We start from the raw sequence: 16,080 nt of genomic DNA, 5'->3' as shown, positions 1-16,080 counted from the left end.
GGGATCACCGCGCCGAACCGGCCTCACCGGTCACCTCTCGCGGCGGCTGCGTCGCGTTCTGCGCCGGTGAGCCAGGTGCGGTACCAGTCGGTGAAGGTCATGCGGGTGCCGTCCGGGTTCTGTTCGGGCTGGAAGCCCTCGCCGTCCGCGCAGTAGTCGGTCCACATCTCGCCGCGAGACGGGCCACTCACCACCAGGGCCGCCCACAGGGCGCAGCCGTGATGGCACAGATACAGCAGCCCGTCCGAGTGGGCGGCGTCCTCCGGGATCTCCTCCGGGATCTCGCCCCACAGGTCTTCGGTCCCGCTGATCGCCGACCGCTCGCGCAGGTAGTCGTGGGGTGTGAATCCGCGAATATGGGCGAACGGGCGAATCAGGGTGTGGACGCTGGTCGGCGAGTCCGCCCAGGTCCAGCGGCCGTCCACCCGGCGGGCCGGGAAGAGTCCGAACGACGGGCCGGCGCCGCCGCGGCCGGCCTCCAGCAGGAAGGTCCGGTAACCCGCGGGCAGTTCGACACCGATCTGGGTCTCCAGCTCGGCCAGCTCACCGGCGGTCAGTGAGGGCTCCAGCTCCCACCCATGCGAGGCGCCGGGACGGGCGGCCAGGGCCGCGAGGCGGGGCCGGATGTCCGACCAGTCGATTCCGGTCACGGCTCGCACGGTAGCGGGCCGGTACGACGAGAACGGCCCGCGATGCCGTGGGGGCATCGCGGGCCGGGCAGTGCCGTACCGGTCAGCTGGTCTCGCCGGCCAGGCTGAAGGAGCCGAGGCGGTTGATGGCGAAGGCGGTGCCGGCGACGGTGAAGATCGCGCTCATCACGATGGCCGTGGTGAGGCTGACCGGGGTCTCCATCATGCCGTTCGGGGCGATCTTGTCGGTGATGGCGATGACGTACTGGCCGATGGCCAGGTTCTTGGTGCCGCTCACGAAGTTTCCGAGCAGGCCCTCCCAGACCAGGATGTAGACCAGGCCGACCAGCACCGGACGGCGGCTGACCAGGCTGAACAGCAGGAACAGGGCGGAGTAGGCGAAGGCGCCGACGGTCGCGGCGACGGCCAGGGCGCCGCCGAGTTTCGCCGAGCCGGCCAGGACGCCGGTGAGGAACAGGGGTACGGCCGAGACCACCGTGGTGACCGAGGCGGCCACGGCGTACTTCGCGAGGATGATGTCGCGGCGGGCCAGCGGCTTGGTGAGGATGTGCACGATCGTGCCGTCGTCGACCTCGGAGCCGAGGACTCCGGTGCCGACGATCAAGGCGACGACCGGCAGCACCACGGCGAGACCCAGGGCGACGATCACCGCCTGGCCCCACATGTCGGGCGACACGTCGTACATCCGGCAGAGCAGTGCCAGACCGACCAGCAGGATCGGCAGCGGCAGGAGCAGCAGCGCCCGGCGGCGGCCGAACAGGCCGCGCGCGGTGATGAAAGCGACCGTGGACATCAGCCCTCCAGCAGGTAGGAGAAGACGCTCTCCAGGGACTCGTCGGACGGCACCAGCTGGTGCAGGCGGATCCCCTGGTCGAGTGCGATGCGGGGCAGCACGCGGGTGAAGCTGCCGTAGTCGGAGGCGCGAACGGTCAGGCCGGTGGCCTCGATCTCGATGCCGGCGACCGACTTCTCGGCCATCAGCGCGACGGCCAGCCGGCGGTCGTCGGAGCTGCGCACGGCGAAGACGTGCGGCCGGTTGGTCATCAGCCGGCGGATCTTGCGGTAGTCGCCGGAGGCGGCGAGCCGGCCCGCCACGATGACCTGGACCAGGCCGGCGACCTGCTCGACCTCCTCCAGGATGTGCGAGCTGAACAGGATGGTGTGGCCGCGGTCGCCGAGCGAGTGCAGCAGCTCCATCATGTGCATCCGCTGGCGCGGGTCCATGCCGTTGAACGGCTCGTCCAGCAGCAGCACGCGGGGCTCGTGGACCAGCGCGGCGGCGACCCGGGTGCGCTGGCGCATGCCCTTGGAGAACGTCTCGATGCGGCGTTCGGCGGCGCCGGTCATCTCGACCAGTTCCAGGGCCCGCTGGGCGGCGCCCTCCGGGTCCTTGAGTTTCTGCATCCGGGCGCAGGCGGTCACGAACTGGCGGGCGGTCAGGAAGCCGTGCACCGCCTCGCGCTCGGTGACCAGGCCCAGGTCGCGGTAGACGGCCGGGTTGCGCCAGGTGGGCTTGCCGTCGATGGTCACCATGCCCCGGGAGGGGGCGAGGAAGCCGGCCATCATGTGCAGCACGGTGGTCTTGCCGGCGCCGTTGGGCCCGAGCAGGCCGGTGACGCCGGGGTTGAGCGACATGGTGATGTCGTTGACCGCCACCACGTTGCCGTACCAGCGGGAGACGTTGACCAGGTCGACCACGCCGATGGTGGCGGCGGGCGTCTCGGCCGGGAGGGTCTGGGCGGTCACAGCGAGGCCACCTTCCGGTAGCGGGCCAGCAGGAGCAGGAGGCAGGAGGCGATCAGGCAGACCGCCTCGATGGCGTAGACCGGGCCGAACCGGCCCAGGTCGAGTCCGGTGCCCTCGGCGCCGCTGATCCACTGGTTGATGCCGGCGATGAGGGTCATCGGGCTGGCCAGTCCGGCCAGGCTGTTGGCGGTGGTGGAGGGCAGGGAGGCGAGGACGCCGACGATCGGGGCGGTCATCAGGAAGACCGCGACGATACCGCCGGCCGCGAACGCCTGCTTGCCGGTGAAGGAGGCGATCAGCAGGCCGATGCCGGCGAACATCACCGCCCAGAGCAGGCTGTAGCCCCAGCCCGGCACCAGGTCGAGGATCTCGTTCCACACACCCTTGAAGCCGGTCTTGGTGGTGAAGGCGGCGCCGAGGAACATGATGAACTGCGGTACGCCGAGCAGCAGCCAGATGGCGCTGACCAGGGCGGCGTACTTCGCGGCCACGTAGTCGGCGGCGCGCAGCGGCCGGCTGAAGTAGAGCGGCAGGGTGCCGGACCGCAGATCGCGGGAGACCAGCTGCGGCGCCACGATCGCCACGAAGAAGATGATCAGGAAGCTCATCTGGTCGGCGAACTGGGTGTAGGTGAAGATCACCTCGCCGATGGTGGAGCGGACCGCGGCCACGATCACCGCGACCAGCAGCATGATGCCGAAGACCAGCCAGGGGAAGATCTTCGCCTTGGCGGAGCGGCCCAGCCCGTACGCCGCGCGCAGCCCGTGCACGTAGAGCGCCTGCTGCATGGCGAAGCGGCCCAGACGGGGTCCGTCGTACCGCTGGTATCCGATGTCATGGATGACGCCGGCCTCAGACATCGGCGGTCTCCTTCGTGGTGAAGAGCTCGGCGACACGGTGCCGGCGCTGGTCGAGGCGGTGCAGGTTGAGGTCGAGGTCGGTGACGGCCCGCAGGATCCGGTCGTACGCGGTCTCCGAGTCCATCGGCACGAGGAGCGTCCGGCCCTCCCGGCTGACCTCCATGCCCATCCCGGCGAGCGCGGCGGCGAGCTCGTCGATACCGTCGGCGACCTCGACCGCGAGCACGTCCGAGGCCGCGGTCATCGACGAGATCCGGTCGGCGCGCAGCAGGCGGCCGCCCTCGATGGCGATGAGCGAGTCGCAGATCCGCTCGACCTCGCCGAGCAGGTGGGAGCAGACCACCACGGAGATCCCGAACTCGGTGCCGATGCGCTGGACCAGGGCGAGCATGGCGTCGCGGCCGGCCGGGTCGAGGCCGTTGGTGGGTTCGTCGAGCAGCAGCAGGTCGGGGTCGTGCACGAGCGCCTGGGCCAGCTTGACCCGCTGCTTCATGCCGGTGGAGTACCCGCCGATCTGCCGGTAACGCTCCTCGTACAGGCCGACGTGCCGCAGCGCCTCGGAGGCGCGCTCCCGGGCGGCGGTCTTCGGCAGCCCGCTCATCCGGCCGAGGTGGGTGACGAACTCGGCGGCCGACACGTCGGGCGGCAGGCAGTCGTTCTCCGGCATGTAACCGACACGGGCGCGGACCTGATCGGTCTGCGTGACGGGGTCGAGGTCGAAGACCCGGACGGTGCCGCCGCTCGGCGGCACCAGTCCCAACATGATTTTGATGAAGGTGCTCTTGCCGGCGCCGTTGGCGCCGACGAGCCCGATGACGCCGGCATCGACCGCGACGGTGAGGTCCGCGAGGGCGGTCACCCCGCCGCCGTACGTCTTGGTCAGCCCGTCCGTAACGATGATGGTCACGGGGTCAGCCTATGAAGGCGGCGCACCTCGATGGATCGGGATAACCCCTGAGCCCTTCTCAGGGTCTCTCAGCCGGTTCTCAGTTTACCGACACCTGGAACACCGGGAGCCTGCCGAGACGACGGTACTCGCGCAGCGCGGCCGGGGTGCTGTCCACCGACGAGTCCTGGCCCTTGTGGTTGGCCGGGGTCTCGAAGTGCACCATCGCCTTGATGCCGGGGAAGCGGCCGATCTGCTGTCCCACCTCGCGATAGAACTCGGCCATGTGGCCCGGGTTGCGCTCGGAGAACCAGACGCCCCATTCGGCCACCATCAGCGGCTTGTCCGGGTGGCGCCCGCGGACCCAGTTGTAGAAGCCGGGCCAGCCGGGTTTGCTCGCCGAACGGCGGTTGAGCAGCTCGGCGAAGTCGCCGTGGCCGTAGCCGGGGTCGCTGTAGGAGTAGGTGTCGAAGCCGATCCAGTCGACCACGTCGTCGCCCGGGTACATGTGCTGGAACCAGCTCTTGGTGGTGTGCGGGACGTAGGCCATGTGCACCAGAACGGTCACCACGTTGGTGGCGCCCTTGGCCCGCAGCCGCTTCACCACGTGCCGGAACATCGCCGCGTAGTCACGGGCCGTGTAGCCGGAGCCGGCCCGCTCGCGTACCTGGTCCTCGGCCTCGTGGTGGATCGCGAAGAAGAACCGCTCCCGGAAGTTCTCCCGCAGGTGTACGGCGAGGCGGTCCAGGAAGTCGTCGGTACGCCGGTCGCCGCGCGCGATCCGTGCCCAGGTGGTGGTCTCCGGCTTCCAGTTGAGCAGCAGGATCCGTTTGCCCCCCGGCTCGCGGGCGATCCGGATCTCCTGCTCGGTCGGGAACAGCTGACGGGTGCCCTTGTGGTACCCGTGGAAGATCGCCTGATGCCGCCCGGTCTTGCGCTCGAACTCGTCGAGCGCCCACAGGCCCTGTGCCTCGGTGTGTGCCCCCGGAGCCACGCCCCACAGGATCCCGCAGGTCGGCACCAGCCTGTTCCCGGTGCGGCACTCCCGCACCGACTCGGAACGGTGCCCGGCCGGCACGATCGCGGGCTGCCGCCGGGCGGTGTCCGGCCCCGGCACGGGCTCCGGTACGAGGCGGGCCGGCGGCGCGGGCGGATCCGGCAGGGTCGTGCGCGGCGCGGTGACAGCCGGGTCCACGAAGACCGGGGGCCGGTACGGCGGGATGCCGAGCCGGTCGGTGCCGCCCGTCCACGCCCAGGAGAGCGTCGCGGTCACGGACATCGCGAAGACCGTGGTCAGGGCGGCGAGGTGCAGTAGTCGGGATCGGGTCTGTCTCACAAAGTGCGAGTATCAGATGATCAAGCATGTTTGTCCAGTAACAAGCTGTTTTGTACTGAGATTGCTTTATGTGGCTTTCGTACCGACTGAGGGAAGACCGAGATCCCGACTCGACCGGTTGGATCGAGGCTGCGAAACTGTCCCCCAAATACCTGCAGGGGGATTCGAAGTGAATGGTTCGGTACTGCCCGAGGACGTGCTCCGGGACGCTCCCTCCTTCACCCCGCGCCCCTACGAGCTGGCGGACCTCGAGCTGCTGCTCTCCGGCGCCTACGCGCCGCTGACCGGTTTCCTCGGCCGCGCCGACCTGGCCTCGCTGGCCCGCCGCGGCCGGCTGGCCGACGGCGTGTCCTGGCCGGTGCCGGTGACCTGCGAGATCCCCGGCGAGGTGGCGTCCGCGCTGGACCCGGCCGACCCGGCCCGGCGGACCCTGGTGCTGACCGACCCCGAAGGCGCCCCGGTCGCCGCCATCGAGGTGACCGACATGTGGCGGACCGGGGAGAACCGGTTCGGCATCGGTGGCCCGGTACGCCGGATGGGTGACGGCGGCCACGGCCCGTTCCAGCGTCTGCGGCGCCTGCCGGAGGAGGTCCGGGCGCTGCTCCCACCGGGCCGGGTGCTCGGGGTGATCGCCGACCGGCCGCTGCACCGGCCGCAGCTCGCCCAGATCGCGCACGCCGCCCGTACCCTCGCGGCCCACCTGCTGATCCTCATCCCGGTGAGCGGGCCCGGCCCGGACGGCCTGCCGCCGGAGGCGCTGGTCCGCTCGATCTTCGCGGCCCGCGACCGGATGCCCCCGGCCACCGTGGTGGCGGTTCCGCTGCTCACCCGCGGCGACGAGATGCGCGACGCGCTGCTGCGCGCGCGGGTGGCCCGGGCGTACGGCGTGACGCACGTCCTGTCCACCGGTGACTCGCTGTCCGGCGCGGGCCTGCGGGTGCTGCTGCCGCGTGAGCTGGCCTACGACAACCGGGACGGCCAGTGGCGCTGGCGCGACGACATCCCGCCACGCAACCGTCGCCTGGCGATGTCCCCGGCCGAGATCGACGACCTGCTGGACCGTGGTTTCCCGCTGCCCGAGTGGCACACCCCGCCGGCCGTCGCCAAGGAGCTGTCCCGGGTGCGGCCGCCGCGCCGGCAGCGCGGTCTGGTGGTCTTCTTCACCGGCCTGTCCGGTTCCGGCAAGTCGACAATCGCCCGGAACCTGGCCGACGCGCTCCGGGAGACCGGCGACCGTACCGTGACGCTGCTCGACGGTGACGTGGTCCGCCGTGAGCTGACCGCCGGGCTGGGCTTCAGCAAGGCCGACCGGGACCGCAACGTCCGCCGGATCGGCTGGGTCGCCGCCGAGGTGGGCCGGCACCGGGGCATGGCGGTGGCCTGCCCGATCGCACCCTACGAGGCGGCCCGGGCGGCGGCCCGGCAGATGGCGGTGGAGGCCGGTGCCGGGTTCATCCTGGTGCACGTGGCCACGCCGCTGGAGGTGTGCGAGAGCCGGGACCGCAAGGGCCTGTACGCGCGGGCCCGCGCCGGTCAACTGCGCGGGATGACCGGGATCGACGACCCGTACGAGGAGCCGGCCGACGCCGAGTTGACCGTGGACACCACCACGATGACCGTTCCGGAGGCGGTCGAGATGGTCCTCGGTTACCTGGTCGAGAGCGGTTGGGTGGAGCCGAAACTCTCGTAGCCATCACTCGCGGCGGGAGTGTGGCGTTGTCACTCTGGGGCGAAACGCCCAAAGCTGACACGCACACTCCTCTCCCGGAAGGGCCGCCGAAGACTGATGGAACCGTCTCGCCCCTCGTCCGATCTGTCGCACTACCTGGGTGCCCTCCGCCGCCACTGGTGGATCGCCCTGGTGGCCACGGGTGCCGGCCTGGGCGGCGGCGCGGTCCTGACGCAGGCCATGCCGAAGGTCTACGAGTCGTCGGCCTCGGTACTGGTGGAGCCGGTCGGGCAGGACACCAACGCGCAAGGCGGCCGGACCAAGGGCGCGGTCAACCTGGACACCGAGGCGCAGCTGGTCGGCTCCGGTGCGGTCGCGGTCAAGGCGGCCACCCTGCTGCGCAGCGACGAGTCGCCGGTCGAGCTGGCCAAGTCGGTGTCGGTGCAGGTGCCCGCGAACACCACGGTGCTGGTGATCACCTTCCGGTCGGACGATCCGCGGAAGGCGCAGGCCGGGTCGCACGCGTTCGCCGAGGCGTACCTGCGCAACCGGGAGGAGAGCGCCCGGGCCCAGCTGGACCGGCAGATCAAGTCGCTCAACCTCAAGGTGCGGCAGCTCACCACGGTGCTGGCCGGGATCAACGCGAAACTGGCGATCGCGCCGAAGGACAGCCCGATCGCCGGCAACCTGCAGAGCCTGCGGAACAACTCGCAGAACCAGCTGAACTCGCTGACCGGGCGGCTCAACGAGCTGACCACCACCATGGTCGGCGGCGGCAGCATCATCAGCGACTCCCGCCTGCCGGACACCCCCAGCAGCCCGAACACGCTGCTCAACGTGGGTACCGGCGGCATGCTCGGGCTGCTGCTCGGACTGTCCCTGGCGTACCTGCGGGAGCGGTTCGACCGGCGGTTGGTCACCCCGAACGACGTACGGGACCGGGGCCGGGTGCCGGTGCTGGCCGCGCTGGACGAGCGCAGCACGCCGCACTTCGACGACGTCCTCCAGCCGTACGGGCCGGGCGGGCGGGTCTTCAACCGGCTGCGCAACGAGGTGCTGGCCAGCCTGGGCGAACGCGACCAGATCATCGTGGTGACCGGGACCAGCCGGGGTTCGGCCAGCACCCTGGTCGCCGCGAACCTGGCGGCGGCGCTCGCGCGTACCGGAAGTGAAGTCGTTCTGATCGGCGCGCACCTGCCGGACAGCGTGATCGATGCCGCGCCGCTGGCGCGGATGTTCGGGGTGTCGGCCATGCCCGGCCTCTCCGACCTGCTCGCCGGGCGGGTCGGCCTGCCCCGCGCCCTGCAACGGACCCCGCGGATCCCGTCGCTGCGGGTGATCACCACGGGTGGCACGGCCACCGCGGCCGGCCTGATGCAGTCGCAACGGCTCCGGGACACCCTCCAGGCGCTGCGCAAACAGAGCGGGTACGTGGTCATCGAGGCCCCGTCGACCAGCAGCAGCGCCGACGCGCAGAGCCTGGCGAGCCTGGCCGACGCGGCGATCCTGGCGGTGGAGCTGCACCGGTCCCAGCGCCCGGCCCTGCTCGACGCCACCGACCAGCTCCAGCGGGTGGGCACCCGGCTGCTCGGCGCCGTCGTGCTGCCGCGGCTCACCGTGACGCGCCCGAGCGAGCAGGCCGAGCCGGCCGTCTCCCTGCCGGTGCCGGACGCCGTGGACACGCCGTTGGAGGGCCCGACCCAGCAGCTGTCCTTCGCCGGCCGGCAGCGCCCGGGTGGCATCGAGAACCCGGACGCCACCGCGATCATCGACCTCTCCAGCGCGGGCGCCGCGGACGGCGACGACAAGTGACCGCGGTCGCGGCGGTAGCGCACGCCGGGACCGCGCCCGGGATCTCCGCCAAGAGCCGCTCGCTGCCGTCCTGGCCGGTGGCCGGCATCCTGCTGCTCTATCCGCTGTGGTGGGCGCTCGGCCTGGGCGTGCTGATCTTCCCGATGATGGCCGCGCCGATGCTGTTCCTGCTGCTGCGCCGGCGCTCGGCGGGCCGCCCGGTGCGGCTGCCACCCGGCTTCGTCTGGTGGGTGATCTTCCTGGCCGCGGTGGTGATCAGCATCGCCGCGCTGGGCACGGACCCGCCCGGCACGGTTCCGGAACGCGCGAGCGAGCGGTTGGTCGCCGTCGTCTACAAGCTTTCGATGTACGGGTCCCTCACGGTCCTTCTGGTGTACGCCGGCAATCTGACCGACGCCGAACTGTCCCGCCGCCGGCTGGTCCGCCTGCTGGGCGGGATGTTCGTGCTGACCGTGTTGGGCGGGCTGCTCGGCATGGTGGCCGGGAACTTCGAGTTCACCTCGCCGGTGGAGTGGCTGCTGCCGCACGGGGTTCGCAACAAGGGTTTCGTACGGTCGCTGGTGCACCCGTACGCCGCACAGATCATGGACCTGGTCGGTGGCGAGAAGCCGCGCCCGGCCGCACCCTGGGGCTACACGAACACCTGGGGCAACAACTTCTGCCTGCTGGTGCCGTGGCTCGTGGTGGCCGCGTGGGCCAGTCACCGTACCGGCCGCAGGGCGCTGGCCGTGCTCTGCCTGGCGGTCTCGGTGGTGCCCGCGGTGGCGTCGCTCAACCGTGGCCTGTGGATCGGTGTCGGGCTGCTGCTGGTCTACGTGGCGGTACGTCACGTGATGGCCGGCCGGCTCTGGATCCTGGCGCTGCTGCCGCTGCTGGGTGTCGCGCTGACGGTGGCGCTGACCGCCACCCCGCTGGGCACGACGGTGCAGGCGCGGCTGGACAACGGCAAGTCCAACGGGGTCCGGTCGTTCCTCGTCGACAAGGCCCTGGACGGTTTCACCGGGTCGCCGGTGATCGGGTACGGCGGCACCCGCAACACCCTCGGCGGGCGCAACTCGATCGCGGTCGGCGAGAGCGCCGGCTGCGAGCGGTGCGGCAACTTCACGGTGGGTGGCAACGGCCAGCTCTGGCAGCTGCTCTACGCGCACGGCGCGGCCGGCACGGTGGGATATCTCGGCTTCTTCGGGTACGGGCTGTGGCGGTTCCGCCGGGACCGCACCCCGATCGGGATCGCCGGCAGCGCCGCGCTCGTCTCCTCGTTCTCCGCGATGCTCTGGTACAACTCGCTGGTCACCCCTCTGGCCTTCATGGTTCTGGCATATGCGCTGCTCTGGCGCAACTGGATCGAGGGGAACACCGATTGAGCGAGCTTGCGAACGAAACATTCAGCACCGTGGGGGCGGCGGCATGAGCCCGGTCAAGACGGCTCCTGCCGCGTTGAGCGCCGGGGACGCGGCGTTGCGGACCCAGTACCTGACCGAGGTTCTCCACCTGCTCTACCCCGAGCCCTGCCGGACCGACGGCACCCCGGGGCCCCTGGTCACCGAGTACCTGGTGGTTCCGAACGCGCACCGGCCCCGGCTGCTGGTCCCGACGCACTCGCCGGCGATCGCGGCGGCCGCCGTGCGCCGCTACGCCGAGCCGCAGAGCCGGATGGCCCGGCTCAAGCGGGGCGCCGTGGTCGCCGCGGTGCACGCGCGGGCCACCGGCCTGGTGTTCCGGGATCGGATCCGGGTGACCGGCCCGCTGTCGGCCGGCATCGACGGCTACCTGAGCGAGGCACTGCGCCGGGATCTCGCGATCAGCATCCACATCGGCCCGGCACGGGCCAACCGCAAGCCGGTGCTGCAACTGCTCGGCCCGGACGGCGACACCTTCGCCTTCGGCAAGCTGGGCACCGGCCCGCTGACCCGGCGGCTGGTCAAGGCGGAGACGGCGGCGCTCACCACGCTCGGCGGCAGCGGCCTGACCAAGCTGACCGTGCCCCGGGTGATGCACGCCGGGCAGTGGCGGAACATGCAGGTGCTGGTCCAGTCGGCGCTGCCGGTCTGGCTGCCGCGGGCGCCGCTCAGCCGGCGGCGGCTCACCGCGGCCATGATCGACGTCGCCGGCTGCCGCGGCTACACAACCGGGCCGCTCACCGGCAGCGGGTACTGGCAGGACCTCCAGGCGCGGCTCGCGACGGTCGCCGACCGGCCGGAGGGGTCGGGACTGGCCGCCGCCGTGGACGTGCTGGGCTCGCACAGCGGTGAGACGACGATGCGGTACGGCGCCTGGCACGGCGACTGGGCCCCCTGGAACATGGCGAACCTGGCCGACGCCCTGCTCGTGTGGGACTGGGAGCGGTTCGCCACCGGGGTGCCGCTCGGCTTCGACGCCATCCACCACGAGCTGCAGAAACGTATCCAGTCCACCGGCGACGCCCGGGCCGCGGTCGAGGCGACCGTGCACCGGGCCGACGAGTTGCTGGCCCCGTTCGGAGTGGCGCCGGTGGCCCGCGAGATCACCGCCCTGCTCTACCTGGTCGACCTGGCCGTCCGTTACCTGACCGACAAACAGGCCGAGGCGGGCGCCCGGCTGGGCGTGCTCGGGACCTGGCTGCTGCCGGTGCTGATCCGGCGCGTGGAGGAGCTGTAGAACCATGCACGTACGCAATCTGCCCGCACCGGTGAAACGGGTCGTGCACCTCGGCTCCCGGTCGTTCGGACGGCTCACCGCGGAGAGCCGGATGCTGCCCTCGTTCCTGATCTGCGGCGGGCAGCGCTGCGGCACCACGTCGCTGTACCGCGCGCTGGCCGCGCACCCGGTCGTACTGAAGGCGGTGCTGCACAAGGGCGTGCACTACTTCGACACGTCCTACCAGCGCGGGCCGGAGTGGTACCGCGGCCACTTCCCGACGCTGCGCAGCGCCGAGCGGATCGCCGAACGGCACGGGGTACGCGCGCAGACCTTCGAGTCCAGCCCCTACTACATGTACCACCCGCAGGCGGCCGCCCGGATCGCCCGTGACCTGCCCTACGCCCGGCTGGTGGTGCTGGTCCGGGACCCGGTGGAACGCGCCTACTCGCAGCACCACCACGAGGTGGCCCGGGCCTACGAGTCGGAGCGGGACTTCGGCGCGGCCCTGGCCCTGGAGCCGGCCCGGCTGCACCGCCAGGAGGAACGGCTCGCCCTCGACCCGACCTACTACAGCTTCGCCCACCAGCATCACGCGTACCGGTCCCGTGGCGAGTACGCCCGCTACCTGAGCGTGGTGGCCCAGCATGTGGGCCGGGAGCGGATCCACGTGGTGGAGAGCGAGCGCTTCTTCAGCGACCCGGAGCCGGTGTACGACGAGGTCTGCGCCTTCCTCGGGCTGCCCGCCGGACTGGAGCGGCCGGTCTTCGAGCAGCACAACGCCCGCCCCCGGCAGGCCGACATGGATCCCGGGCTGCGCCGCGACCTGTACGCCTACTACCAGTCGCACGACGAGGCGCTGGCCGGCTGGCTGGGGCACACCCCGGTCTGGCGCCGCCGATGACGGCAACGACCACTCAGGCGGATCCGGGGGCCACCCGGGGCGTGGCCCGCGGCGGGCTGGCCAACATGGCCGGCTCGGCGCTGGCCGGCGGCACCGGTGTGGTGGTCACCTGGATCGTGGCCAGGGCGCTCGGCGCCGAGCAGGCCGGTGCGTTCTTCGCCGCCACGGCCGCGTTCGTGCTGGTCGGCGGGCTGGCCAAGCTCGGCACCCAGACCGGGCTGGTGTACTGGCCGGCCCGGCTGCGCAGCACCGGCCGGGAGCATCTGCTGGGCGCCTGCCTGCGCGCCGGCATCCCGCCGGTGGCCGGGTTCTCGCTGCTGCTGGGCGTGGCGATGTGGCTGGCCGCACCGGCGATCGCGGACCTCACCGCGGGCGAGGCACCGGAGGTGGTCGCCGGGCACACCGCCGGGCTCCGGGTGCTGGCCGTCTTCGTCCCGCTCCAGGCGCTCACCGACGTGCTGCTCACCGTGACCCGCGGCTACCGGAGCATGCGGCCGACCGTGCTGCTGGACCGGTTGCTGCGCAGCGGGCTGCAACTGCTCGCGGTCGGCGCGGCGGGGGTGGCGGCACTCTGGGTCACGGCCTCGCTGCCGGTCTTCGCGCTGGCCTGGGCGGCGCCGTATCTACCGGTGGCGATCCTGGCCGCGGTGGCCGCGCGTCGCGCGTACACCTCGGGCCGGACGAGGGTGAGCACCGATCAGGGTGAGCGCCGCCGCGTGCGCCGGGAGTTCTGGGTCTTCACCGCCCCGCGGGCGGTGGCCGCGGTCGCCCAGCTCGCGTTGCAGCGGGTGGACGTGCTGCTGGTGGCGGCGCTGGGCGGGCTGGTGCCGGCGGCCGTCTACGCGGTGGCCGGCCGGTTCGTGGTGCTGATCCAGTTCGCGAACCAGGGTCTGTCGCAGTCGGTGCAGCCGCGTCTGGCCGAGACGCTGAGCACCGGCGACCTGGCCGCCACGAAACGGCTCTACCAGATCGCGACCGGCTGGCTGGTCCTGGTGACCTGGCCGATCAGCCTGCTGGTGACAGCGCTCGCGCCCTGGTATCTGCGGGTGTTCGGTGACGGGTACTCCTCCGGCGTCCCGGTGGTGCGGGTGCTGGCCGTCGCGATGCTGGTGGCGACCGGCTGCGGGATGGTCGACATGGTCCTGGCGATGGCCGGTCGCACCTCGCTGAACCTCAGCAATGTGCTGATCGCGCTGACCGTGACGATCGGCCTGGACGTGTGGCTGATCCCGCACTGGGGGGCGCTCGGGGCAGCGGCCGGGCTGGCCGGGGCGATGGTGGTGAACAACCTGCTCCCGCTGGCCCAGGTCTACCGGAGCACCGGCCTGCACCCGTTCGGCCGGGGGACGCTCACGGCGGCGCTCCTGGCCCTCCTCTGTTTCGGATTCATCCAGTTTTTCCCGGCGGCCATCGTGATCGCCGTCCCGGCGTACGCCGTGGGGGCGTGGCTGCTACGCGGACCGTTGATGCTCGGCGCATTCAGGAGGAAGAGTTGACCAGCGATTACACAGGGGTGTTCCAGGACACCGAGGCGGTCGAGAAGTACGAGACCGTGACGTACGCCCCGGACAGCTACGCGTCGCGGATCAACGACCGCCAACGGGACTACCTGCGGGCCCTGGTGCGCCGCGAGTTCCCCGAGCATCCACCGGTCCAGCACGACTTCGCCTGCGGCACCGGGCGGGCGGTCCGGGCGCTGCACGGCCTGGTCCGGGAGGCGCACGGGTACGACACGTCGGGCGGGATGATGTCGAAGGCCGCCGAGGTGGGGTCGCGGGCCTACTGGCACCTGGTTCCCCAGGACGGCCCGGTGCCGCAGCCGGTGGCGGCCGGCTTCCCGGCGATCGTCACGATCTTCCGGCTGCTGCTCAACGTCGACGAGGGGGTCCGGGACCGGGCCCTGGCCTTCGCCGCCAAGGTGCTGCCGCACCGCGGATCCGGGCTGCTCGTGGTGGAGAACCACGGCAACGCCGGATCGGTCCGGCACCTGCGGGCCCGGCGGCACAGCGGGGAACGCTGGTTCGCCGAGCTCTCCCACGACGAGGTCGGGCGGCTGCTGGCCCGGCACGGTTTCGAGATCGTCGAGCGGCGCGGCTTCTCGATGCTCACGCCGTCGCTGCACGACCACCGGGTGGCCCGGCTCGCCGACGCGGCGGCACGACGGATGCCGGGCAGCGACGCCTACGCCGTGAACGTCCTCTACACCGCCCGGCGGCTCCATGCGTAGCCGGCTGATCGTCACCGTCCTCGCGCTCCTGCTGCTCGGCGGCTGCTTCTCGGGCGACCGGGAGGAGCCCGTCCCGACGCCCTCACCCGACCTGAGCAGCCCGCCGCGGGCGGTCGCCACCAACCGGGGCCCGTTCCAGGCCGGGCCCTTCGAGGCTCCCCGCCGCGGCGCCTACCTCGGGGCGTGGATCAAGCCGGACGAGATGACCCAGGTGGGCCGGCTCGCCGCGGTGGGCGCGCTGGAGCAGTCGCTGGGCCGGAAGCTGCACTTCATCAACACGTACCGCCGGTTCGAGCAGATGATGGGCACCCCCTCGGACGCGGCGTTCCTCGCCGACGGCGCCAAGCTGATGATCAGCTGGGCCACCGGGGACAACCGGTCCATCCTGTCCGGGGAGCACGACGACCTGATCCGCGAGCAGGCCCGGGCGATCCGGAAGATCAAGGACCCGGTGATGCTGCGGATGCGCTGGGAGATGGACCGGCCCAACCTGCGGGCCACCATGTGGTCCGGCGAGGACTACATCGCGGCCTGGCGGTACGTCCGGAAGATCTTCCGTGAGGAGAAGGCCGACAACGTCTCCTGGGTGTGGTGCCCGACCGCCGAGGGCTTCATCCGGGGCGACGCGCCGGCCTTCTACCCCGGCGACGACCAGGTCGACTGGACCTGTGTCGACGTCTACGCCGGTTTCGAGTTCCAGCCGATCGGCACGCTGATGGGGCCCTTCCTGGACTGGGCCGCCCAGCGCCCGAAACCGATCGTGATCGGCGAGTTCGGCGTGGCCAAGGCATGGGGGTCGGAGGGCCGGGCCGACTGGCTCAAGGACGCCGAGCGCACCTTCAAGGTGAACAAGCAGATCAAGGCCGTCGCCTACTTCGAGTCCGATCCCGACGGGAACGGGCCCAACCAGCAGTTCCAGCTGGCCGGGGACGAGCGGGCCTTCAAGGCGTTCCTGCGGCTGGTCCAGGACCCGTACTTCAATCCCTGATCCGCTCGAGGAACTCCAGCCGGTTGCCGTGCCCGTCGGCCGAGTAGAGCCGCCGGTGACCCGGGAAGTGGGGATCCCACTCGACCGGGTGCCCGGCGGCCGCCAGCCGCTCGGCCAGCGCGTCCAGGCCGTCGATCAGCACACCGGGGTGCGACTTGAGCGCCGGCACGAAGTCCGGGACCACGCTGAGGTGCGCCTCCCAGCCGCCCGCCCGGAACCAGCAGCCGCCGCGCGCGGCCAGCACCGGCGGCTTCACGACCTCGGCCATGCCGAGGACTCCGCTGTAGAAGGCGCGGGCCACACCCTCGCCACCCGGTGGGATCAGCAGCTGCACATGGTGCAGGTCATCGATGCGAAAACCCATGATCCGATCTTAACCGTACGGA

The 16,080-nt window shown here is 71.5% G+C and carries 15 protein-coding genes; 8 read left to right on the top strand and 7 right to left on the bottom strand.

The window, feature by feature from the left end; genetic code table 11:
* Window positions 1-23: 23 nt before the first annotated feature.
* The 6 genes from BJ964_RS13950 to BJ964_RS13925 all read right to left on the bottom strand — a co-directional run bounded on the left by BJ964_RS13950 (window position 24) and on the right by BJ964_RS13925 (window position 5,478).
* Window positions 24-650, bottom strand: coding sequence for an SMI1/KNR4 family protein (locus BJ964_RS13950; protein WP_188121061.1), 627 nt, complete (start codon window positions 648-650; stop codon window positions 24-26).
* Between the two features lie 82 nt (window positions 651-732).
* A complete protein-coding gene (locus BJ964_RS13945; RefSeq protein ID WP_188121060.1) occupies window positions 733-1,443 on the bottom strand; it encodes an ABC transporter permease in 711 nt (236 codons plus the stop codon).
* Entirely contained in the window at window positions 1,443-2,396 is a 954-nt protein-coding gene (locus BJ964_RS13940) for an ABC transporter ATP-binding protein (protein ID WP_188121059.1), read from the bottom strand. The genes BJ964_RS13945 and BJ964_RS13940 overlap by 1 nt, the downstream gene beginning before the upstream one ends.
* On the bottom strand, window positions 2,393-3,256 hold the full coding sequence (locus tag BJ964_RS13935; RefSeq protein WP_188121058.1) for an ABC transporter permease: 864 nt from the start codon (window positions 3,254-3,256) through the stop codon (window positions 2,393-2,395). The genes BJ964_RS13940 and BJ964_RS13935 overlap by 4 nt, the downstream gene beginning before the upstream one ends.
* A complete protein-coding gene (locus BJ964_RS13930; RefSeq protein WP_188121057.1) occupies window positions 3,249-4,163 on the bottom strand; it encodes an ABC transporter ATP-binding protein in 915 nt (304 codons plus the stop codon). The genes BJ964_RS13935 and BJ964_RS13930 overlap by 8 nt, the downstream gene beginning before the upstream one ends.
* Window positions 4,164-4,242: 79 nt before the next feature.
* Window positions 4,243-5,478 carry a glycoside hydrolase family 26 protein gene (locus BJ964_RS13925; protein ID WP_229806636.1) on the bottom strand — a complete coding sequence of 412 codons (1,236 nt, stop codon included), beginning with the start codon at window positions 5,476-5,478 and terminating at the stop codon, window positions 4,243-4,245.
* 169 nt (window positions 5,479-5,647) lie between these two features.
* Here BJ964_RS13925 and cysC point away from each other — a divergent pair, with 169 nt between their 5' ends.
* From cysC to BJ964_RS13885, 8 genes are all read left to right on the top strand, one after another.
* Window positions 5,648-7,168, top strand: a complete 1,521-nt coding sequence (gene cysC / locus BJ964_RS13920; protein ID WP_188121056.1) for an adenylyl-sulfate kinase — start codon at window positions 5,648-5,650, stop codon at window positions 7,166-7,168.
* Between the two features lie 96 nt (window positions 7,169-7,264).
* Entirely contained in the window at window positions 7,265-8,959 is a 1,695-nt protein-coding gene (locus BJ964_RS13915) for a Wzz/FepE/Etk N-terminal domain-containing protein (RefSeq protein ID WP_188121055.1), read from the top strand.
* Window positions 8,956-10,323: a hypothetical protein gene (locus tag BJ964_RS13910; protein ID WP_188121054.1), complete on the top strand. Its 1,368-nt coding sequence runs from the start codon at window positions 8,956-8,958 to the stop codon at window positions 10,321-10,323. Before BJ964_RS13915 ends, BJ964_RS13910 begins: the two co-directional genes overlap by 4 nt.
* A gap of 43 nt (window positions 10,324-10,366) precedes the next feature.
* A complete protein-coding gene (locus BJ964_RS13905) occupies window positions 10,367-11,596 on the top strand; it encodes a hypothetical protein (protein ID WP_188121053.1) in 1,230 nt (409 codons plus the stop codon).
* 4 nt (window positions 11,597-11,600) lie between these two features.
* Window positions 11,601-12,479 (top strand): sulfotransferase family protein, encoded by an 879-nt coding sequence (locus BJ964_RS13900; RefSeq protein ID WP_188121052.1) that lies wholly within the window; start codon window positions 11,601-11,603, stop codon window positions 12,477-12,479.
* The gene (locus BJ964_RS13895) at window positions 12,476-13,975 is read left to right on the top strand and encodes an MATE family efflux transporter (protein WP_229806635.1); all 1,500 of its coding nucleotides are present in this window, start codon (window positions 12,476-12,478) and stop codon (window positions 13,973-13,975) included. Before BJ964_RS13900 ends, BJ964_RS13895 begins: the two co-directional genes overlap by 4 nt.
* A complete protein-coding gene (locus BJ964_RS13890) occupies window positions 13,972-14,706 on the top strand; it encodes a class I SAM-dependent methyltransferase (protein WP_188121051.1) in 735 nt (244 codons plus the stop codon). Before BJ964_RS13895 ends, BJ964_RS13890 begins: the two co-directional genes overlap by 4 nt.
* Complete coding sequence (locus BJ964_RS13885) at window positions 14,699-15,694, top strand: glycosyl hydrolase (RefSeq protein WP_188121050.1); 996 nt, start codon at window positions 14,699-14,701, stop codon at window positions 15,692-15,694. The genes BJ964_RS13890 and BJ964_RS13885 overlap by 8 nt, the downstream gene beginning before the upstream one ends.
* Here BJ964_RS13885 and BJ964_RS13880 read toward each other — a convergent pair.
* Entirely contained in the window at window positions 15,684-16,058 is a 375-nt protein-coding gene (locus BJ964_RS13880) for a VOC family protein (protein WP_188121049.1), read from the bottom strand. The two genes, BJ964_RS13885 and BJ964_RS13880, sit on opposite strands and share 11 nt — an antisense overlap.
* Window positions 16,059-16,080: the final 22 nt, after the last annotated feature.

Origin of the sequence: Actinoplanes lobatus (assembly GCF_014205215.1) — a bacterium.
In the GTDB taxonomy this organism is placed as follows: Bacteria; Actinomycetota; Actinomycetes; order Mycobacteriales; family Micromonosporaceae; genus Actinoplanes; species Actinoplanes lobatus.
Note: the sequence above shows the minus strand (reverse complement) of the source record. Positions and strands in the feature narration are given on the sequence as shown.